This window comes from Paenibacillus shunpengii (assembly GCF_042684905.1).
Taxonomy (GTDB): Bacteria; Bacillota; Bacilli; order Paenibacillales; family Paenibacillaceae; genus Paenibacillus; species Paenibacillus shunpengii.
Window position 1 is genome coordinate 1771766 of record NZ_JBHUMJ010000002.1, and the last position, 22359, is coordinate 1794124.

Sequence of the window (22359 nt, forward strand, 5' to 3'; positions counted from 1 at the left end):
ACAGGAGCAACGGGTGACGCAGGGGCGTTAGGTGCAACCGGCCCGACGGGAGCAACCGGGGATGCGGGGGCGACAGGACCGACGGGAGCAACCGGTGAAGCCGGTGCAGTAGGTGCAACGGGTCCGGCAGGAGCAACGGGCGAAGCAGGGGAAGTAGGTGCAACCGGCCCAACGGGAGCAACGGGTGACGCAGGAGCTGTAGGAGCAACGGGTCCGACAGGTGCGACGGGTGNNNGTAGGTGCAACCGGCCCAACGGGAGCAACGGGAGATGCAGGAGCAGTAGGTGCAACGGGTCCGACAGGAGCGACAGGCGTAACGGGGCTAACAGGTGCAACAGGAGCTACAGGAGATACAGGAGCTACAGGCTCGACGGGTGCAACTGCCGTATCACCTGTGCTGACTTTTGCGAATGTTCCCGCAGCCATTGCAATGCCCGAAGCGACAGAGATTACGCTTGCCACGGTAACACAGGATACTACAGCAGGCCTAACACTTAAGATAGATTACACCCTCTCTGCAGAAGTCGATACAACGGCGGATTGGTCGGTTCAAGTGGAATTTAGATTATACAGGGATGCAGCCTTGATCAATACACAGGTCGTTATTAGGAGCGGCAGTACCGCAGGAATTCAGCGGTTTATTATTGCGAATACTTATGTAGATACAGCTCCTGCAACGGCGACAAGCACGTATACTGTACGAGGATTTTTGACGACAAGTACAAATGTGACCTCAGTATCAGCAAATAATACCAACTTCAACGCAATTTCTTTCCCAACATAATTGTTCCGATATCCGAAGTTTAGATTAAATTTCAATTCACAAGCAGGGCTTTAATAAGAGCCCTGCTTCTTTCTACTTTCATTGAAGTCTTCCTATGGGATAACAGCAAGTATTTCGGAACAAGACTCATTAACCGATAAATTTTAATACAGGGCTGAATTTGAAGCTAGCTATAGAGATGATGAAACGGATTCGGTTTGCTCGCTCATATAAAAAACTACATTTCAAATCTCTGATATTCTTATATAATAATTCTGATCATCATTTTTCCAAAAACACACAACGATGTATTTTCAATGCAGCTTTTTAACTATTTCAGGAGGAATACATGATGAGCATAGATAAAATTAACGAAGCCTCATTAATAGATTGTGTCGTCGTTGTACGGAGTAAGCTCCGCTCGGTTGGAGGGCGTGTCTCTTATATAGAAGGCGATGTATTTGAAGTGATGTTTGAGGTGGAGGAGAATATCCCGTTTCCATTAGGTAATTCGGTGGGCATCACGATCTACTCTGATGAAGGATTAATTGTGTTTGATACCTATCCCATTGCAAGCTACCTGCAGCGGATTCTATGCATATTGCCACCAAATTTACAGAAAAAGATGCTGAATAGACGGAAGGATGTCCGCATACCGGTGAGGCACTTGAACTCTTGTCTAGAGTCTTTGTTACCGCAAGCATCCTCCAGTCCGATTGTATTTGAGCCAGGGCTGCAATGTGATATTAAAAATATTAGCTTGGGAGGCTTGCTATTCTCCATCGAAAGTCCGATTCCGATTCAGGAGAAGGATATCGTCCGTGTGAATCTTGACGGAAAATTCAGGCTTAATGCGATAATCAGACATCATCAGAATCTGGATACAGAGTATAGATACGGTGCAGAATTTGTGGAAATGTCGAAGGAAGATAAGCATACGCTCAAATCCCTAATTATTAATCAACAAGCTACACATCGCCCAATGCAGATTGGAATAGCGCACTATTTAAACGATTGAAGAAGGAAATGGTTAAGCGAGAATAGAGTTGGTACGATCGAATGTATTGGATGTGTCAAAGAACCCGGCATCTGCCGGGTTCTTTGCATAGCTATTCATCCGATGATCGGATATCTTCATCCTGATAGAAGGTGACCCGGTTTTTTCCGGATTGCTTGGATTGATACAGGCTTTCGTCTGCAAGCCGAATTATACTTCCCACATCCCTGTCATGGATCGGGTAGAAGGATACACCCATACTGCAGCCGATCGTTACATGATTGAGATCAATAATAAAAGGGCTGTTGATCGATTCAATGATCCGATGAGAGATCATGCCCGCCGCGTCCATCGCTTCATCCTTCCCCGAACGCAGAATAATCAAAAATTCATCTCCGCCTAAGCGGACAACGATATCACGCGCTGGGATGGCTTCTCTTAAGCGGCTTGCTACTTTTTGTAATAAAATATCACCTGTCTGATGTCCCAAAGTATCGTTAACACGCTTAAAGCCGTCCAAATCCAAATACATAAAAGATAACGCCTCATGCTCCGGATCCAGATCCATAATGGTATTCTCCAAATAAATCTCCAGGGCTGCCCGATTAGGTAAGCCTGTAAGCTGATCCCGATGAGCCTGATTTTTCATATCACCCAGCGCTGTTTCTGTCCGAACCAGTGTATCGACCAGACTGCGAAGAGACAGGGAGAGAATCTGCATATCTGAGAAACTTTTATATACCGGGATTTTCACATCTTTACCTTGTCTCAGCTGATTTGCCGCATTGGTAATTCCCCGGATCGGCTTTGTAATTCGCTCTGACAATAACCAGCCAATCGCAGCAAAGATGAGGGCGGCGGCTGCCCCTACCATAATAAACTGTCTTGTCAGCTCGTTAAGACCAATAAAGGCTGTGGCTTCAGGCTGTCTGACCAGTACGGACCATCCGAGACCCTCATAATTCAAATATCCATCTCCATATGCATAGCCGGTTAGATATGTTTGTCCATCGGGCCATTCTTCAATTTCCCATGAATTTTGACCGTTTTGCACATTTTGAATGGATTGAATGTCTAGTTGTTGACCCACCATATCATCGGGCCCTAACAGAATCGTGTTATCGTTCTTACTTACAATGAACAGCTCCATATCCTGCGTATGCTGCTGCTGAGGCTCCAATATCGTCCGCTCCACCTCTCTAGACCATTCCCAGCTAAGGTGAGCAGCGAGCACTCCCTTAACCTGACCGTCACGGTCCATTACCGGCATACTAATATCCACAAATTGCAGCGGCTCTCCGGTAGGATTGGGAAGAAGCTTAGCCAGCAGTACAGCATCGTGTACATCTCCAATAAATTTGCCCTTGATTCCTTCTTTGAAGACAGGACGTTCAGATATATTTGCGCCCACCAGAATTCCATCTGTCGCTGCCAACACATCTCCCTTCACATTCATATAACCTACCCATGAGAAAGAAGGGAAGCTTGTTTGAAGCTGTCCCATTAAATTTTGGATTGCGGAAATCTCGTTATTCTGAGCCAGTGTATATGTAGCGGCCAGCATTTCGACTTCACCCTGCCTTGACCACATAAAATTGTCCAGCTTGTCCGACATCTGATAGGCAATGTTCGCAAGTGATTGACCTATCTCCTTCTGGAGGCTGCTCTCGGCACGATGGCTAAGTATTGATCCCAGAATGAAAGTAAGCATAATGACGATTACAGTGAATGCAAAGACAAGAACGGTACGAAGTTTAAACATGAGGCCTCCTAAGGATATGACAAAAATACTCGAAATTTGACGAACAGAGTGAATATAACATGAACAGGATATATATTCCATACCCAAAAGCACTTATACAAAAAAGTCCAATTGATGGAAAGATCGTGATCCCTTATGCTGTACAATGTAAACGCTTATCTACACTACATTCATTGATATGGAGGACCACTCATGATACTTCAGCAATCAGAGCCGGTTTGCCTTGCAACAGTTGATGCGAGTGCAGCTGGTCCTAACTGTAAAATGTTATTCGGGGATCTCAATAACGATGGAAGATTGGAACTGGTTATGATTCAGCCGGATAACCGCAAGGATGTAAGGTATATTCCTCATCAGGTGCAGTGTATCACGGTATTTGATCTGGAGGGACGGATGCTCTGGCAAAGAGGAACTCCGGATATGGATGCAGGCACACAAGGATCGGATTATCCTGCACAAGTGTATGATCTGGACGGTGATGGACAGCTGGAAGTCCTGTGTGTGATGAATGATCAGTTTCATATTATTGACGGGACGACTGGAGAGAGCAGACAGGTCTATGATCTTCCCTCTCCGGAAGCGCACGACTGTATTATTATCGCAAATTTGTCTGGAAATGATCGTCCAACGGATCTATTGCTCAAAGATCGTTATCATCAAATATGGGCGCTAAATTCCGATTTTGAACTGCTGTGGACGTATCAAGGGAATCCCGGTCACTTCCCGTGGGTTTACGATATCAATGGTGATGGTAAAGACGAAGTCATGGCAGGGTATGATCTGCTGGATTCAGCCGGAAACGTACTATGGAGCTGTCAGGACTTGTCTGATCATGCAGATTGTATATGGGTAGGGGACGTAAACGGGGATGGAGAGATGGAGATTGTCATTGGCGGCAGCGTAACGGTGATGATGGATAAGCATGGAACAGAAGTATGGAGATATGAGGACTCTATTGAATCCCAGCATATTGCACTTGGACGATTCCGAGAGGATCTGCCGGGGCTTCAGATTGCTGGGCTGGACCGGATCATTCGCGGAGATGGCAAATCAGGCCTTAAAGGCAAGGATGGAATGTTCATGCTGGATGCAAACGGTCAAGAAATATGGAAGGAGCATCGTCAAACAGACGGCTGGCTCACCATTATTGATACTATCAGCGGCTGGGATGAGAGCGGGATGGATTACATACTAGCTTATAGACGTGGAGGGGGTATATTTCCTACGCTCTATGACGGTGATATGAATGTGGTTACAGCCTTTCCGGTAGATGGTTATGTAGGGCATGCCGATTTTCTAGGTAACGGCCGGGAGCAAATTGCAATTTACGATGGTGATACGATTCGCATCTATTCATCGCATGCAGATTCTATTGCTGTTATGCCGGGAGCGAAGCCTTTAGTTCAAACGAAGCGACTATACAGCTCTACCATTTATATGGGCGGAGAAGTTATCAAATCATAAATTAATATAAACGGACACCTACTATTGTTGATGATCATCAGCAAAATAGGTGTCCTTATTCTATTTGCCTTTACGTGTCATTCTGGCAAGCTCATCCCACTGTTCATGCGATACTTCTGTTAACCCGTTGAACTGTCCTGCTCCCTGCAGCCATTCGCCGCCATCAATCGTTATGACTTCACCGTTAATAAAGCCTGCATAGTCTGATACAAGAAAGGCTGCCAGATGAGTAAGCTCCTCCTTACTGCCAGCGCGTTTGATAGGGATACGGTCAATCAATTGCTGCTGGAGCTCCGGTGTGGGAGAGAGTCTTGAGTCTGCACCATCGATTGGAAAAGCTCCCGGTGCAATGGCAACTTGACGAATTCCATAAGGTGCCCATTCTACCGCAAGTGAACGAGTAAGGGCAAGCACCCCTGCCTTAGCTGCAGCAGAAGGGGTTACGTAGCCTGATCCCGTTGAAGCATAAGTCGTTACAATGTTCAGCATCGTTCCAGGATGGCCAAGCTCAATCCATTTTTTGCCGACTTCAAGGGTCATATAGAAGGTACCATGCAGAACGATGCCAAGAACTGAATCTACTGCCCGATGAGACAATCGCTCGGTTGGACTTATGAAGTTGCCTGCAGCGTTGTTGACGAGAATATCAACTTTACCATAATGAGAATAAACCGCTTTCACAAATTCACTCACTTGAACAGGATCTCTTACATCGCAGGATTGTACATAGATATCTTGACCTTTTGAGTGAAATACTTCAGCCGCTTGATCCAGCGCCGCCTGTCTTCTTCCGCATATGGCGAGCTTGGCACCAAGCTCTGCGAATTGCTCACTCATGGCTTGGCCGAGGCCGGTAGCACCTCCCGTAACGATAATGACTTTGTCTCTTAACATGTCGGGTGAGAAGGGATTCACATGATCACTCCTTATGAGGATTTTACTTCACTGTGATAACAGATTATCATGAATAGTAATCGAAGTCATCGTAAAAAGACTCACGAAGATCGGGTAATTCAAGCTGCATTATCATTCAAAGCAAGGAGTGAATAATATGGAGAGGCTTGCCACACAGGCCTATTATAAAATGTTACGTAAAATTGAAGGTATCCGTATGGAGACCATTGCAGATGAGCGTGAATTGATTCTTTATTCGGATAAGATTGTTACAAAATATCGGGAGTTTCCACTGGATAAAGTATTTGATCTATCCTACAAAAAGGTGGGCGAGAAGGATGGACTGCTATATCTGCATACACAGCAAGGCGTTTATCCTTATACTGTTAAAGAGAATCCGGCAGCGTTCATTCAAGCGGTCAAAGAAAGAATATGAGCAACACCTAACGATTGACGAACTGCATTCTTACTGATAAAATACATCGTTATGCGGTAACGCAGTGTCCTGAGCAATATGATTATAGAACAACGGAGAGAAACATAATGAAGATTAATAAAAAGTACGAAACGATTATTTTCACATTTTTTATGGCGTTTGGAATGTCATGTCTGATGTCATTTGTCATGATGTCAATTAATTACGGCTTCCATGATTCCTTCTTAATGATATGGATGCGTTCTTGGAGTATTGCTTTCTTGCTGGCATTTCCTGTCGCCTATTTTCTTCCGAAAGGAATCCGCAAAGTGATGAAAAGAATTCAGTTTGTGGAATATACAAGAGAGACACAGCAGAGTACAGAACTGAAATAATACTCTCACGCTAGGAGGAGGATTCGAACTCAAGAATCCTTCTCTTTTTTGTGCAGGGATAGATGCTCAATTCCTTCAAGTGTTATAATCTAAATTGTGATGGAGGGAGGTATGTCCTATGAGTAACAACGATCAGATCCGGTTTGCCGAATTTGATCTGTCAGGAAATGAAAGGGATGTTCCAATTGCTCCAAGTGAAGCAATTTCTACAGATATTAAGGACAACAACGCAGGTACTAGTGATGCTAAATATAAACGATCCCTGGATTCTCATATCGATGACCTGGACATTCCAGATGTTCTGATCTGGGAGGAAGCAGCGACTGAGAAACCATCTAAGAGCAGTTATACAGAGCTCAGTAAAGTGCAGGATGATGGACTTAATCGGTACAATAACCTGGCTGTGCAGGAAGTTCCCCATAGTGAATCAGTTCGTCAGATCTATGCCCCTAAGAACACCGTACCGCAAGTGAACTGGGAGCAGGATTTTCGTTATATATCACGGGAGCAGCAGTTTGTACATACAGCCAAAGAACTGGCTGAGTATTGTGCTGAGCAGGTTCCTTTTGTTCCATTTCACAGCTACTGGCCCACTTATGATCAGATGAGAACTGAGCAATATCAGTGGTATTTTTACTGGAGATCAGAAGTGCGGGCCTGCCGTTATCCAGTGACGGATTTGTCCTATTTATTTGTATATATATACGAGCTTATTAACGGAATTGGCTGGGTTGACCCGTCTGATGGCTGGGACCAGCTAAATAAAGTGTGGCAGGCTTACCGTAAACATCATCCGAAGATGGACAACTACATGAGAGAATGGCTCTATGATTTTGCAGCCCTGCATCAGCTGGGTTATGTTCCGCCTCCTATGAATAAGAAGCTGCCTCGCAGCATGTCGAATGAATTGAAGGAGCTGGAATGGAAACGGCGATTTACCGCTGAACCGGTAGAGCTGTCTTGGGACAACCTCTTTTTCATGCTGGATTTTGATCCTGAGCGAAGCCGGTTTTATATCGAGAGCGGTCGATATGAGATGACGAGGTTTACTCCGAAGGTCATTGCCCTTGTTGATCAATATTTATACAGATCCCATGGAGCCAGGCTGATCCAGCGCTTTGAACCTCACTCCCGGCGTGTGAAACGGACGCTGTTCAAGAGTGCACTATATGATAGTGACATCTACGGACGAACGATAACCGTCGAGTATGCGCCGATCAGCGAGTATAAGCCATTAAGAGCTTATATCACTCAGCTAGTGCGATTCACTGAGAATAAGCTGCGCGAATTGAAAGGGTTCAAGGGCCGACTAAGAGGGATTGAACTTGAACAAGAGGTGGAGGAGCTTATCTCACGCTACTTGATAAAAGAGATGAACGCCCTCAAAGCTGAAACAGCCCGCGCGGTTAAGCCGCAGATCCACATCAATCAGCGAAAGCTTGAGCGCTTAGCACGTGAATCTGATGAGGTAAGAAATATGCTGATGCTTGGCGTAGATGATGAAGAACAGGAAGTGAATATTTCCAGTAAGGCACGGATTGAACATAGCGGACATAACAGATTATTGGAACATAGCGGCTCCCAAGCAGCTTCCTTAAAGCGCGAGTCAGAAGGACAGCAGATTATTCAGGCCGTAATGGACTTTGATGCACCTGCTCCTCTATCTGTAGACGAAATTGAAGAAGTGAATCCCGTATCAGCTGTTGTTGCGGAGAATCAAGTGGAAGAGCAGCCTGCTGTGGTATGGAACGTGGAAGAGCTTGATGAGGAATGGAGAGATTTTGCCGCTAGCTTACAGCATACACATCTCGAAATTTTGTTCGCACTTAAGAACATCCATGGTGAACAAGCGCTGCAGGCTGCTGCCAGCAGAGCAGGCTCCATGCCCGCTGTGCTGATTGAGGAGATTAATGAAGCCGCAATGGAGCATATCGGCGACTTGATCATTGATGAGGACATGATTGTCGAAGATTATATGAGTATGCTGGACAAGCTATGTTCCGGAGAATGAAACGGGGTAATAACAAATATGAAATCATTGAAAATTCCAAAACGTCTGACGACGGCGCTTGTAAACTCATTAACTGCAGGCGTAGTCCCCAGAGTCGGACTTGAACATATTGCTGTTGGGCGCAAACCTGAGGTCGAATCGATCTTGAGAGATATGGACAATATTGCCGAAGGCGGCGCAGCCTTCCGTTTGATTACGGGAAGATACGGAAGCGGCAAGAGCTTCTTGCTCCAAATGATCCGCAACTATGCGATGGACCGAGATTTTGTCGTTGCTGACGCGGATCTGTCCCCGGAGCGTCGTCTGGTCGGTACTAAAGGGCAGGGACTGGCCACTTACCGGGAACTAATGACACATTTATCCACCAAGACCCGTCCAGATGGCGGCGCACTGGAGGCTATACTGCAGAAATGGATCGCTGCGATTCAGCAGGATCTGATGCTAGAGTTCGGACTTAAGCCGGATGATCCCGCGATCACCCAGAAGGTTGAGGTCCAGATCTATGCTGTTGCCAATGAAATGCAGAACCTGGTACATGGATTTGATTTTGCCAAGGTGCTCGCTGCTTATTGGAACGGTTACAAGCTGACGGATGATGATCTCAAGGGTGCTTCACTTCGCTGGCTGCGCGGTGAATATACGACCAAGACGGAAGCCCGCAAGGAGCTCGGCGTATCTGTCATTATAGATGATGACAATTGGTATGATTATATGAAGCTGTGGAGCGAGTTTATAGCCAAGATTGGTTACAAGGGACTGCTGTTATTTATAGATGAAGGTGTAAACCTGTACAAGATTACGAACAGTATATCCCGGCACAGTAACTACGAGAAGCTGCTGACGATGTTTAACGATACGATGCAGGGCAAAGCAGAGCATTTAGGCATATACATGGGAGGCACGCCACAGTTTGTTGAGGATGAACGAAGAGGGCTGTTCAGCTATGAAGCACTGCGATCTCGTCTAATCGACGGTCGTTATGGCGGAGGCCTGTTAAAGACGTACACTTCTCCCATTCTTAAGCTTGAAATGCTGTCGAATGAGGAGATACTCATTCTGCTGCAAAAATTGCGTGAGATTCACGCGATGCATTTCCAATATGAAGCTCAGCTGTCCAATGAGCAGCTGATAGCCTTCATGCAGGCCGCAGTGGGCAGATTGGGAGCAGAACAGCTTCTGACGACACGAGAAGTGATCCGTGATTTCATGGACCTGCTTCATACGATGCATCAGCATCCAGAAACGACCTTTGAAGAGCTGCTGTCTGACCGTGCACAGGAGAGTGAAAATCGTACCGGATCTGGGTCCGTATCCGTGTCATCTAAGGAAGAACGCGCTTCAGATGATCTGGATGACTTTCTCGCGGAGTTTGACCTATGAGCATGAACCGGACACCTAATCCTTTTACGCGTCTGGCTCCCTTCATTCAAGAATTTATATACAAGAAGCGGTGGGAGACGCTTCGTGAAGCACAAGTGGAAGCGTGCCGTGTTATCTTTGACACACCGAATCATTTGCTGATTGCTTCGGGTACTGCTTCGGGGAAGACTGAAGCCGCTTTTTTTCCCGCACTAACAGAGCTGTATAATCATCCTCCAGAATCCGTAGGGATACTCTACATCGGACCGTTAAAGGCGCTGATTAACGACCAGTTCGAGCGCGTAAGCGATCTCCTGAAGGAAGGTAATGTACCGGTATGGCATTGGCATGGGGATGTTTCGCAAGCAGAGAAGACCAAGCTGATGCAGAAGCCTTCGGGTGTCTTGCAAATTACGCCGGAATCATTAGAAGGATTGCTTATGAATCGGCCCAATGCGATTCCCGCTCTGTTTCATGATTTAAGATACATTATTATCGATGAGGTTCATGCCTTTATGGGAGTCGATCGCGGTATACAGGTTCTGAGTCAGATGACAAGGATAGAGCGGATGGCTTCCTGTTCGCCGCGTCGGATCGGCTTGTCGGCAACCTTAAGCGATTATGAATCGGCTGCAGGATGGCTTGGTGCAGGAACAGCAATATCCACTGAAGTGATTTCTCCACAAGGAGGAAGAAAGCTGAGGCTGTCTGTTGAGCATTTCTCCCTGCCGGATGCCCGGGATGAGAAGCAGGCAGAGCAGTTAGAGCTGGCCAAGCAGGCCTATCATCAATTCATATATGATGTAACTCATCTGAAGAAAGCACTCGTGTTCACCAACAGCAGATCAGATGCAGAACTAACTACGCTTGAGCTAAGACGGATCGCTGCAAAACGAGAGCAGCGCGATATTTTCCACGTCCATCATGGCAGTATTTCCGCCATGCTGCGAGAAGAAACCGAAGCTGCACTGAAGACAGGACAGGGACCTGCCGTGGCTGCTGCGACGGTTACATTGGAGCTTGGCATTGATCTTGGTGAACTGGAGCGAGTCATTCAGCTCGGAGCGCCGTACAGCAGTTCCAGCTTCGTTCAGCGTCTTGGACGCTCTGGCCGTAGAGAGTATCAGGCGTCTGAGATGATGTTTCTCATTCCTGAGGAAGAAGATGAAGAAGCACAGCTTCCTGCTCGGATGCCGTGGACACTGCTGCGTGCTATAGCTGTGATCGAATTGTATCTACGGGACAAGTGGGTAGAACCTGTGGACGTTCGGAAGAAGCCCGTGGGTGTATTGTATCATCAGACGATGAGTACGCTAAAAAGTATGGGGGAAGCGACCCCGGCAGAGCTTGCGAGACATGTGCTTACGCTGCCTGCCTTCAGGGAGATTTCCACGAATGAATATAAACAATTTCTTACGTATCTACTACAGACGGATCATATTCAGCGCACAGAGGATGGAAGCCTGATCATCGGACTGGGCGGCGAGAAGATTGTGAACAATTACCGGTTCTACGCAGTCTTCAAGGATGATGAGGAGCATGTTGTATATAATGGGTCGGAAGAAATCGGCTCAATTACAACAGTACCGCCTCCTGGCTATTGTTTCTCTCTAGCAGGTAAGCTCTGGAAGGTCGAAGAGGTTGATGTGAAGCACAAAGCACTGTATGTCAAATCAGCTAAGGGCAAGGTCGATACACTATGGCTCGGTGCAGGAGGAGATATCCACACCAAAGTCATGCAGAAGATGCGAGAGGTCTTGGCCGGCAGCACCATATACTCATATCTAGCTGCAGGCGCAGTTAATCGGCTTGAGCGAGCTCGAAGACTGGCTCGGGAAAGTGGACTACTAAACAGCATGATTATACCTGCGGGAGGAGATTCTCTCTTCATTCTGCCATGGGCGGGGAGCAAGCAGTTTCGTACCTTGGAGCGGCTGCTTAAGCATAATTTATCCCAGCGATTGAATTTACGATCTATCGTGCCTATGGAGCCTTACTATATGGTCGTTTCCGGCAAAACAGATCCGATAACCATGCATCATGCAATTAGCGAAGAGCTGTTAAATCTTGAGGACCCCAGCCTGTTACTGAAGCCGGAGGAAGCGCCATATTTAGGAAAATATGATGAATTCGTATTTCCTCAGCTTGTGCGAAGTGCCTTTAGTGTGGATGGGCTTGATGTTGCGGGTCTAGCACAGACGTTGGGCATAAATAATAAATAGAGGATCAATCTAAATAGCTGGAAGAAATTTAAAAATGTGATATGTATTTTTTGGACAGTGTGATCTTATAGAAGGTCACACTGTTTTACGTTGAACTGGGAGGCGGGGGTATGTAGAACAGATTGCGGGAGCCGTCATAGAAGGGTACAAAATGGTATTTATCTTCCACAGCTAATCAAGAATAACATTTAAATACATAACTAATAAGGAACTTTCGTCATTTTCGTAATAAACATTATGTAAACTAATCTGTTTTATAAATGATGATAGAAATTTCATTCTAATAGTATGATCCTGTAATAAAAATTTTCTCTGGGACAAAAGCAGCTCTTCGTGATACGATTTTCTTAGATATTACATTCCATACCCAAATACATATTTAATAATTCATGAGGAGTGATGAGCATGCTGGAAATCAGTGAACGAATTAATCAGATGAAGCTCGAGGAAGAGGAGCTGCGTTTTCCTTCTTTTACGAACGAAACCGCATTGGAATTGGGTTTGACCATTATCGAAGAAGCCAAGAGAGTGAATAAGAGCATCACGGTGGAAATATATCGATCCGGCCAGAGGCTGTTCAGTCATGCGATGGAGGGTACATCGGCCGATAACGAGCAATGGATTCGTCGGAAAAATAATGTCGTCCAGCATTTTGGTATGAGCTCCTGGCACGCGGCTCTGCAATTGCGTGAAGAAGGAAAGAATCTTGAAAATGACTATGGGCTTCCATTTGCTGAATATGTAGCTGCAGGCGGTGGTTTTCCCCTCATCATTAACGAAATAGGACAAGTTGGTACCATTACGGTATCGGGCTTGCCTGATCAAGAGGATCATGATTTGTTGATTGGTGCGCTAAGAAGATTCTTAGCATAGTCGTACCTGAAAAGTGAAAGCTTCGGAAAGATTAAACTCTTTCGAACTTCCACTTTTTTTTGTTGTTATAGGTATTAAGAGAACAATGATGTCAAGTTACTGGATTCGTTACAGCGCAATTTTTGGCCAATTTTGATTGTTCTATGTCCAATTTCTCAGCTCCTCGTATGATAAAATCCAATTAATTATCCATTAAGAAAAGGGGAGTTCCAATGAATACGAAGTTGATGAAGTGTGCGGCACTGATCCTATGCGGCTCGCTGTTGTTAACCGCTTGCGGTGAAACAAATTCCGCTCAAGAGTCATCGAGTAATGAAGACGGTATGGTAAATATCAGCTGGATGAATATCTTGCATGCACCATCGCCTCCAACGGATACTGTGCTGAGCAAAATCGAAGAAGTAACACAGGCAAACATTGATTTTGCTTGGGTACCCGATTCCTCAAAAGAAGAGCGAATCAATACCTCGCTTGCCTCTGACTCTTTAGCCGACATTGTATCACTCACGATGCTGGAGAATTCATCGGTTCGTAATGCTTTAAAAGCGGGGGTTTTTTGGGAAGTTAGTCCCTACTTGGATGAATTCCCGAATTTGGCAGCTATCTCACAGGATATGAGAAATTCAGCGTCTATTGAAGGAAAGCTATACGGTATTCCGATGCAAAAGGATGTGGCAAGAAACGGTGTGATCTTACGTAAGGATTGGCTCGATTCGTTAGGGATGTCTGTACCACAGACGACAGATGAGCTAATGGAAGTGGCAAAAGCATTTACCGAACAAGATCCTGATGGCAATGGTGTGAAGGATACGACTGGTTTTATCGATCGAAGTGATCTCGTCTTCGGAGCATTTAAGACGCTCGGATCTTATTTTGGAACACCTAGCAGCTGGGCTGTCAGCGATGATGGCAAGGTCACTCCCGAGTTCGAAACAGAAGGTTATTTGAAAACGATGGATTTTATGAAACAGCTTTATGAAGGCGGTTACATTAATCAAAGCTTTGCAGTGACAGCCAAATCAGATCAACAGCAGGGCTTCTCCCAAGGGAAAGCAGGCATTTATGTTGGGGCTCTTTTTGACTCTAAAAACCTGCTTAATTCTGCCAAAGGGGTTCAGGACAACATGGAGCTTGTCATGGTAAACGATATCACATCTACAGGAAACGAAAGTGATCGTGCCATCTGGTCAACGAGTAATGGGGTAGGAGGACTCCTAGCTTTTCCTAAATCGGAAGTAAAGGACGAACAGGAGCTGAAGCAAATTCTTCAATTTGTGAACGATGTAATGTCTGAAGAAGTGTACACGCTAATGACTTATGGTATTGAAGGTATACATTATTCAATGAATGAAGATAAATCGGTTACCATTACTAATCAAAAATTGTGGGAACAGGAGGTGCAGCCGTTTGCGTCCTCCAGACCGAAGGAGCCCGGCTATGAAGTTCACGATAATGATCCGCTGAAAACAGAGGCTGGAAAGCTCATTCAAGAAAACGCCACCTTTGCTGTACTCAACCCTTTATACTCGCTAGAGTCTGATACCTATTCCTCACAAGGGTCTGAGCTTCAAAAAATCATTACAGATGCGACCTATAAATATATTCTGGGAGATATCAATTTGGATGAGTTTAAGCAGCAGGTTCAAAGATGGAGAAAGAGCGGAGGAGATCAGATCATCTCAGAATACGAAGCTGCTTATAAAGCGGTAAACAATTAAGAAAAGAGAATAGCATGTGCAATCAATGATGCCCGAACAGTGTGACATTCTCTTAACGGTTCGGGCATCATTCTAATCTCATGATTTGATAGCGTATTCATAATTGGATCAGATAGCCCTTGAAAGGGGTGATTATATTGAACAAGTAAAGAAATGAACCAGGCAGATGATGAAGTTGCAATTTAAAGGAGGAAGCTTATGAAAAAAATAGTGTCAGGAATACTGGCCGCATCTATGCTCATGACTTCATTGACGGGCATTACATCTGCAGAAACAGCACCGGCTGTGCAAGATGAACGACTGCCGGCATTTCCGGGAGCGGAAGGTGGAGGAATGTATACTTCCGGTGGCAGAGGAGGCGATGTTTACGAAGTCACTACGCTTGCAGATTCCGGACCGGGTTCACTTAGGGAAGCAGTCAGCAGAGATAATACGACGGTTGTGTTCAAGGTTGCTGGAACGATTCATCTTGAAACACCGCTTAAAATTACAGGCTCAAATCTAACAATTGCAGGTCAGACCGCACCAGGTGAAGGTGTGACCGTGTCTGACTATGCAACAACGATTGAGGCAGATAATGTTATTGTTCGATATATGAGATTTAGGCTTGGAGATCGATATCCCAGCGAGGATGATGCTTTTGGCAGCCGATATCACAAGGATATCATTATCGATCATAGCTCATTCAGCTGGTCGGTAGATGAAGTGCTCAGTATGTATGTCAATGAGAACACGACAGTACAGTGGTCCATCATATCAGAGAGTATGCTAATGACCTCCCATCAAAAAGGCAGGCACGGTTATGCAGGTATTTGGGGCGGCAACAATGCAACATTTCATCATAATCTGATCGCCCATAATGTAAGCCGTAATCCGAGATTTGCCGGATCGCCGAATTTCCCCACAGACTCTTCTAATAATATCATTTATAATTGGGGCTTCTTCTCCGCTTATGGCGGCGAGGAAGGCAATTATAATCTAAGAAATAACTACTATAAATATGGTCCCAATACTTATCGGTCCGTAAGAGATCAAATCTTCCTTGATGTCAGTGCGAACACTCGCCTATATGTAGACGGTAACATCATGGACGGATCACCTGAGGTAACTGCAAATAACTGGCTCGGAGTAGGGGAACTCGCTAATCCGGATTCGAAGCTGAATACGGCGGTATCCATGCCGAATCCGATTAATCTAGACACTGCTGAGACCGCTTATGAACGAGTGCTCCAAGAGGCAGGAGCCGTTCTGCCACGAAGGGATGCTATTGACGCTCGTGTCGTCCACGATGTGAAGAACCGGTCAGGGAAGCATATCAATTCTCCAAAAGAAGTTGGTGGATACCTTGAGTTTGAAGAAGCTGTATCTACACTCGCAGATGATGATCATGACGGCATGCCAAACGAGTGGGAGTTAGCACACGGACTCAATCCGTCTAATGCAGAGGACCGTAATGGTATCCATTCATCAGGGTATACGAATCTTGAGATGTACTTAAACGGGATCGTTGGCAATGGATCTATAAATCCAGCTGTCTCGATCAGCTATCCTGCAGACAACACGATTGTGGAGGAAGGAGCGACGGTGGAGATTCAGGCTGACGCTTCTGATTCGGATGGTACTGTTTCTAAGGTGGAATTTTATCAAGATGATATCAAGCTTGGAGAGGACCTCACTGCACCTTATTCATTAAACTGGGAGAATGTCCAGGATGGAACCTATTTTCTAACGGTACGAGCGATTGATGATTCCGGGACTTCCACACAATCAAGTAATGCAGCGGTTCATGTGAATAAGCCGGGAGATATAAGTCCATGGCAATCTGAAGACATAGGTGCACCTGAAATTGCCGGCCATACTCAGCTCGGACAAGCAGATACAGATGTAACCTTGAAGTCTGCAGGAGATATTGACGGGGAAGAGGACCATTTTCATTTTGCTTATCAGGAATTGACTGGCAATGGGGAAATTGTGGCTCGAGTTGAGAGCATTACAGGTACTGATGATGGGGCAGAAGCGGGAGTTATGATCCGCGAAAATCTGGAATCCAATGCTAAAATGGCTGCACTGCTCGTCTCTTATGTCAAATATGGTAAGAAGAGCATCGTCATGTCCCGTAACACGGAGGGTGAACCATTGACCAGAGAGGAGCCGGAGCATTTTATTAATACTCCATATTGGGTTAAAATCGTTCGGCTTGGGGACCAATTCACATCACTCATCTCAGAGAATGGTACGGATTGGAAGGTCGTTGATTCTGCTACTATTTCTATGGGGGAGACCGTTTATTTTGGCCTGGCGGTTGACGCCTCCAAGGCGGATGACGACAACAGCAAGTATAATACGTCGGTATTCTCCAATGCATCGGTAAACCCAGTGGCCGCGGATTTCCCAACGGCTCCTACAGGACTTACGGCGACCGCTGGGCTGACATCAATTGAACTTAACTGGGATGAAGTTACAACGGCACAAGGATATACAGTGTACCGAAGCGAGATTCCAGGAGGCCCCTATTCAGAGGTCGCTACGGGAATTGTCGATAATGCTTATAACGATGGGGACCTAACACCAGGATTGACCTACTATTACATCGTTACGGCAGAAAATAGCAGCGGCACAAGCTTTAATTCTAAGGAAGCGAGCGCTACACCAGAGGGAGAACAGGGAACGGTCTATTATATTAATGAGAATTTCGAGGATGCAGCGATCGATACAACTCCAGCTGAATATACCTTTATGCCAAATCCGCAGGACACGGATCATAAAGTTGTGGTGAAGGATATTCCTTCCGATACGACTGGAAATGCATCAGACCATGCCCTTTTACTGTACGATAATGCGGTTGGTAGTACCGAATTTTTTCGCAAATTCGCCCCGCAGAAGGGTAAGTTTATTCTTGAAGTGGATATGACCTCTCCAGGCTGGCCAGGTACCTCTACCGTTCTCAATCTTCAAGACGAAACAGGCAGCAAGACGGCATTATCCATTCAATTACGCAAACCAACAGCACCTGTTGCGGAGCCGGATTACACACTGGTTTACAAAAGGAATGGAGCAGATTACAAACTCACCGATCCTTTAGTTAATAATCAATGGTACAACCTGAGATTAGTGACGAACGTAGCAGCGAAGACAGCAGATATTTACCTCGATAATCAGCTAGTGGCGGATGATGCGCCACTTGAAGCAGATCTGACAGCTTCGGGAATAGGCCGGATTTCCACCAAAACGCCGGGAACGGGTAAAGGAACGATCTACTATGACAACCTTAAAGTATATGTAGAGCCGGTGGAGAGTCCGAAGGGTCTCACTGCAGTACCCGGCAACGAAAAAGCCCAGCTCCAATGGACAGCTGCTGAAGGCGCTTCTACTTATAGTATCAAGAGGAGCATGACAGAAGGTGGCCCGTATGAAACCGTTACGAGTGGAATTACTGATGTCTCCTATATTGATGAGGACTTGGTGAATAATACAACTTATTATTACGTCGTGACAGCAGTGGGATCAACGGGAGAGAGCGGTCCTTCGAATGAAGTTACGGTAACTCCTTCCTCGGCAGCCATCAGACCCGATGCACCCGCGGGAATTACGATCTCGGCTCGAAGCACGCAAGCTGATTTAAATTGGCAGGGTGTTGATCATGCCATTAGCTATACGATTAAACGAAGCACGGATCCGGAAGGCCCTTTTGAGACGGTTGCATCGAAGGTGTCTTCGACCTCTTATAGAGACGGCGGATTGGATAATGGAACCACATATTATTACGTCATTTCTGCTGTAAGTATTGGAGGAGAAGGCGAGAATTCTGAAGCGGTAACGGTAATACCCACAGCTCAACTATCGACACCAACGGTTACAGCAGCGCCACTGCCTAATGGAGCAGAGCTCCATTGGGAGAGCTTAGATGGCGCATCCTCTTATGAAGTGCGTCGTTCCGATACTGCAGAAGGGGCTTATAATTTGATCAGAACCGTATCCGAATCCACGTATCTCGATTCCGGGCTCATGAATGGAGTACCGTATTATTACAGAGTCACTGCAGTGAACGATCAAACACGTAGTCTCGAATCAGCAGCCGTAGGCATACGTCCATCTGCTAATGACGGCACACCTGCAGCACCTTCTGGATTCACAACAGAACCGGCAGCCGATAGTGTGATACTGAATTGGAATTCCGTGTCAGAGGCAACATACTATTCTATCAAACGCAGTAGTTCAGAGAATGGTCCTTATGAGCTGGTTGTAAGTGATCTAACCAAGACAAGCTATACGGACAGTGGACTTACGAATGGGATCCCTTACTACTATATTATTACGGCTACGAACGCTGTGGGGGAGGGAGCTTCCTCTGTTACCTTAAAGGAGGTACCTGCACAGGTGATTGTAGTGGCTAAAGATGGCACCGGACAATATTCTAATGTGCAAGATGCCATTAATTCGGTCCCAAGTAACAGTCCAACTCAGATGGTTATTAAAATTAAAGACGGTATTTATCGTGAGAAAATCAGTGTACCTTCCGATAAAATCAATTTACGTTTCATTGGAGAAAGCAGAGAAGGCACGATACTGATCTATGGAGACTCTGCCAGCACCTTAGATGGGAATGGAAACCCGCTGGGGACTTCCAACAGCTATAGCTTCAGGGTATTGGCAAATGATTTCACTGCGGAGCGGCTAACTATACAAAACGATGCAGGCATTGATGCGGGCCAGGCAGTCGCGTTATATGCCAATAATGGACGCCATTATTATAAGGACAGTTATATTGAAGGAACTGTAGATTTTATCTTTGGAAATGCTTCTGCCGTATTTGAAAATAGTGACATCCATAGTCTCCGCAATGGTTATGTCACGGCTGCCTCTACAGGTGCAGGAAAGCCAGGTTATGTATTCATTAATAGCCGGATTACAGCAGATCCAGGCATAACAGGAGTAACACTGGGAAGACCTTGGCGTGCTGATGCCAATGTTATTTACGTGAACAGCTACCTTGGTGAGCATATTTCTCCAGAAGGCTGGAATAACTGGGGCAATGTGAATAATGAAACCACTGCACGTTATGGCGAGTATGCGAGTTATGGACCTGGAGCCAATCCGAAGAGCAGATATCGCTGGACTAAGCAGCTAACACTTGAAGAGGCAGCATGGTATACGCCGGCTAACATTTTGAGTGGAAGTGATGGCTGGAACCCGGTTGATTCAATTGACTTGGCTAATAGTAATCGGGAGCTGGAAGCATTGAATGTGGATGGTGTGGCTATACCTGATTTTGATCCTCAGGTGACTGCTTACCAAGTTGAGCTGGAAGCCCAAAGCGAGATCCCAATCGTTACTGCTACAGCTCAATCAGAGAAGTCTGTCATTTCGATCGAGCAAGCGGAGAACGTTCCTGGAAGTGCGGTTATCCATGTAACTTCTCAGGACGGAGGCGTCAAAATCTATGAGATCGAATTTGTCATCGGCGAGGATGAAGTGCCTCCTGTTCTGCAGCTTGAAGTAGATAAGCCTGTCCTCAAGGCAAGAGGGCATCGAATGGAGAATATTCGAGTGACTGCTAACGCAGCCGATGAGGAATCTGGTATAGCCTCCATCACTCTCGTATCTATTACCAGTAATGAACCTGACAACGGAAAAGGCGACGGGAACACGAATGATGATATTCAAGGAGCAGAATATGGTACATCAGATTATGAATTTGAATTAAGGGCAGAGCGTTCAGGCGCTGGTTCAGGACGTGTGTATACAATAACCTATGAGGCTGCTGATTATGCCGGGAATCGAACCACTGCGACTGTAACCGTGACTGTTGAACACTGATTACATTAATCGAAGTAAGGGAGTGCCGGAGTGCCTATCTTAATAGGCACTCCTTTGATTTATTCATGCTGATTCATTTCAGGTATTTTGTAACGTTATTTCTAAAATCTCTCGGCGTCATGCCGTATATGCTCTGAAATACTCGATTAAAGGTTCGTTGACTATCAAATCCAGCATTGCTGCTAATGGTCGTAAAGGATGCGTCTGTGGTACGAATCAACTTTGAAGCGTATTCGACACGGAGAAGGGCAAGATAATTTCGGAAGTTCATTTTTATCCTTTCCGAAAAGATGCGAGAGATATAGTATTTGCTGACAGAGAATTCAGAAGCAAGGGAATCTAGTGTAATCGGTTCGGTAAAGTGATTAGCTAAGTATTCCATGATTTTTTTAGACATGTCCTGGACAGGTATTCGCGGCCTCTCAGTGAGTTCGATTTGGCGAAGAAGATGTGACATGATGATATAAGTAAACCCCAATTTTGTGGCAAAATCCTCGCTGTTATTAATTTGATTAAGAGCATAGACTACATCTTGATGAATATTGGCGCTCGATATTAAAGGTGTAGCCGGTTGAAATTGAATCAGATCAGGAAAAAGACCTCCAAGTATACGAGGATTAAATATAATCAGCATGGCGTCTGCGGGATCCTGTCCAACTCTATAGTACCTGTGTACAATGTCCGGCAATATTAACGCTGCCTCGCCTTCATGCACTTCGTATGCGCTTTCATTTATTTGTATACGCTGTATACCGTTAAAAACATAAAGTATCTCGATATGTCCATGCAGATGAGCAGGAAACGTGAGCTGTCTCGCATTATGTTTAATAATCAAATCACCAGCACGAATCTCATAAAAAGGTATCATGACATGACCTCCGTTGGCGCAGTATTAGACTGCTGGGGATTGGTGTATGTCTATTTTCATATCATGTGTTTGAGTTTAATTCAAGCATTGATATAATCATCATATCGGATATGCGTCTGTCTACTACAGTATTTGATTTTACATCAAATGCTTTTTTTGTTAAACAAATGAGAAAAGGATTGGTGAACAAATGAAAATCGCATTTGTACTGTTCAACGGCATGACAAGCATGGACTTCACTGGATTTTACGAGGCTATCACCTGGTTAGGCATATTAAAGGCGAAAGAGAACGTATCCTGGACCTTTTGTGCGGACAGGGAAGAAGTCACAGATGATCGGGGACTCACGATGAGGGTGAATGAAGTTAGTCCGAATCTAGGGAAGTTTGATCTGGTCTTTGTCCCTGGAGGAATGGTGACGAGAGAACTCCGGAATGACAAGGCTTTTATCGATTGGATCCGGACTGCCGAGAATGTTCCGTATAAGGTATCTGTTTGCACAGGCGCATTATTACTAGGAGCGGCAGGTTTTCTCAAGGGAAAAAGAGCTACCACGAACTCTTCGGCATATGATTTATTGGCTCCGTACTGCGAGGAAGTTATTGAAGCACGTGTCGTTAGAGATGAAGGGGTAATTACCGGAGGCGGGGTGACGGCCTCAATCGATTTGGGTTTATATCTCATCGAGTGGCTTACAAATAAGGAAACCGCACATCTTGTACAACAGAAGCTTGAATATCCTTACTATCAGGCTGGTAAAATGAGTGATGTGTATAAAGTGAGGGAGGCTTAGATTTTCTT

General features: G+C 45.5%; 14 protein-coding genes and 1 pseudogene. 12 read left to right on the top strand and 3 right to left on the bottom strand.

Going from position 1 to position 22359, the window contains the following annotated elements; genetic code table 11:
- Together ACFSVM_RS25800 and ACFSVM_RS08330 are read left to right on the top strand one after the other, a co-directional pair.
- Positions 1–391, top strand: a pseudogene (locus ACFSVM_RS25800) (hypothetical protein); the annotation flags it as partial.
- A gap of 721 nt (positions 392–1112) precedes the next feature.
- Positions 1113–1781, top strand: a complete 669-nt coding sequence (locus ACFSVM_RS08330) for a PilZ domain-containing protein (RefSeq protein WP_090722542.1) — start codon at positions 1113–1115, stop codon at positions 1779–1781.
- Positions 1782–1872: 91 nt separating this feature from the next.
- Here ACFSVM_RS08330 and ACFSVM_RS08335 read toward each other — a convergent pair whose 3' ends face one another.
- Positions 1873–3522, bottom strand: coding sequence for a sensor domain-containing diguanylate cyclase (locus tag ACFSVM_RS08335; RefSeq protein ID WP_090722540.1), 1650 nt, complete (start codon positions 3520–3522; stop codon positions 1873–1875).
- 192 nt (positions 3523–3714) lie between these two features.
- Between ACFSVM_RS08335 and ACFSVM_RS08340 the strand changes: the two genes are divergently transcribed.
- Entirely contained in the window at positions 3715–4986 is a 1272-nt protein-coding gene (locus ACFSVM_RS08340) for an FG-GAP-like repeat-containing protein (protein WP_076310843.1), read from the top strand.
- A 60-nt stretch (positions 4987–5046) separates the two neighbouring features.
- Here ACFSVM_RS08340 and ACFSVM_RS08345 read toward each other — a convergent pair whose 3' ends face one another.
- Complete coding sequence (locus ACFSVM_RS08345) at positions 5047–5901, bottom strand: SDR family oxidoreductase (protein WP_256209518.1); 855 nt, start codon at positions 5899–5901, stop codon at positions 5047–5049.
- 136 nt (positions 5902–6037) lie between these two features.
- Between ACFSVM_RS08345 and ACFSVM_RS08350 the strand changes: the two genes are divergently transcribed.
- The 8 genes from ACFSVM_RS08350 (at position 6038) to ACFSVM_RS08385 (ending at position 20690) form a co-directional block, all read left to right on the top strand.
- The gene (locus tag ACFSVM_RS08350; protein WP_076310841.1) at positions 6038–6316 is read left to right on the top strand and encodes a hypothetical protein; all 279 of its coding nucleotides are present in this window, start codon (positions 6038–6040) and stop codon (positions 6314–6316) included.
- A 107-nt stretch (positions 6317–6423) separates the two neighbouring features.
- On the top strand, positions 6424–6690 hold the full coding sequence (locus tag ACFSVM_RS08355) for a DUF2798 domain-containing protein (RefSeq protein ID WP_076310840.1): 267 nt from the start codon (positions 6424–6426) through the stop codon (positions 6688–6690).
- A 118-nt stretch (positions 6691–6808) separates the two neighbouring features.
- On the top strand, positions 6809–8701 hold the full coding sequence (locus ACFSVM_RS08360; protein WP_090722539.1) for a TerB N-terminal domain-containing protein: 1893 nt from the start codon (positions 6809–6811) through the stop codon (positions 8699–8701).
- A gap of 18 nt (positions 8702–8719) precedes the next feature.
- Positions 8720–10081, top strand: coding sequence for an ATP-binding protein (locus ACFSVM_RS08365; protein WP_379261381.1), 1362 nt, complete (start codon positions 8720–8722; stop codon positions 10079–10081).
- Positions 10078–12282: a DEAD/DEAH box helicase gene (locus ACFSVM_RS08370; protein WP_379261383.1), complete on the top strand. Its 2205-nt coding sequence runs from the start codon at positions 10078–10080 to the stop codon at positions 12280–12282. Before ACFSVM_RS08365 ends, ACFSVM_RS08370 begins: the two co-directional genes overlap by 4 nt.
- A gap of 405 nt (positions 12283–12687) precedes the next feature.
- A complete protein-coding gene (locus ACFSVM_RS08375; RefSeq protein WP_379261385.1) occupies positions 12688–13155 on the top strand; it encodes a heme-degrading domain-containing protein in 468 nt (155 codons plus the stop codon).
- Between the two features lie 212 nt (positions 13156–13367).
- Positions 13368–14873 (top strand): extracellular solute-binding protein, encoded by a 1506-nt coding sequence (locus ACFSVM_RS08380; RefSeq protein WP_379261387.1) that lies wholly within the window; start codon positions 13368–13370, stop codon positions 14871–14873.
- A gap of 198 nt (positions 14874–15071) precedes the next feature.
- Entirely contained in the window at positions 15072–20690 is a 5619-nt protein-coding gene (locus ACFSVM_RS08385) for a pectinesterase family protein (protein WP_379261389.1), read from the top strand.
- Between the two features lie 73 nt (positions 20691–20763).
- Here the strand turns inward: ACFSVM_RS08385 and ACFSVM_RS08390 are convergent, their stop codons facing one another.
- Positions 20764–21558 carry a helix-turn-helix transcriptional regulator gene (locus ACFSVM_RS08390; RefSeq protein WP_379261391.1) on the bottom strand — a complete coding sequence of 265 codons (795 nt, stop codon included), beginning with the start codon at positions 21556–21558 and terminating at the stop codon, positions 20764–20766.
- A 190-nt stretch (positions 21559–21748) separates the two neighbouring features.
- Between ACFSVM_RS08390 and ACFSVM_RS08395 the strand changes: the two genes are divergently transcribed.
- Positions 21749–22351: a DJ-1/PfpI family protein gene (locus ACFSVM_RS08395; RefSeq protein ID WP_076310833.1), complete on the top strand. Its 603-nt coding sequence runs from the start codon at positions 21749–21751 to the stop codon at positions 22349–22351.
- Positions 22352–22359: the final 8 nt, after the last annotated feature.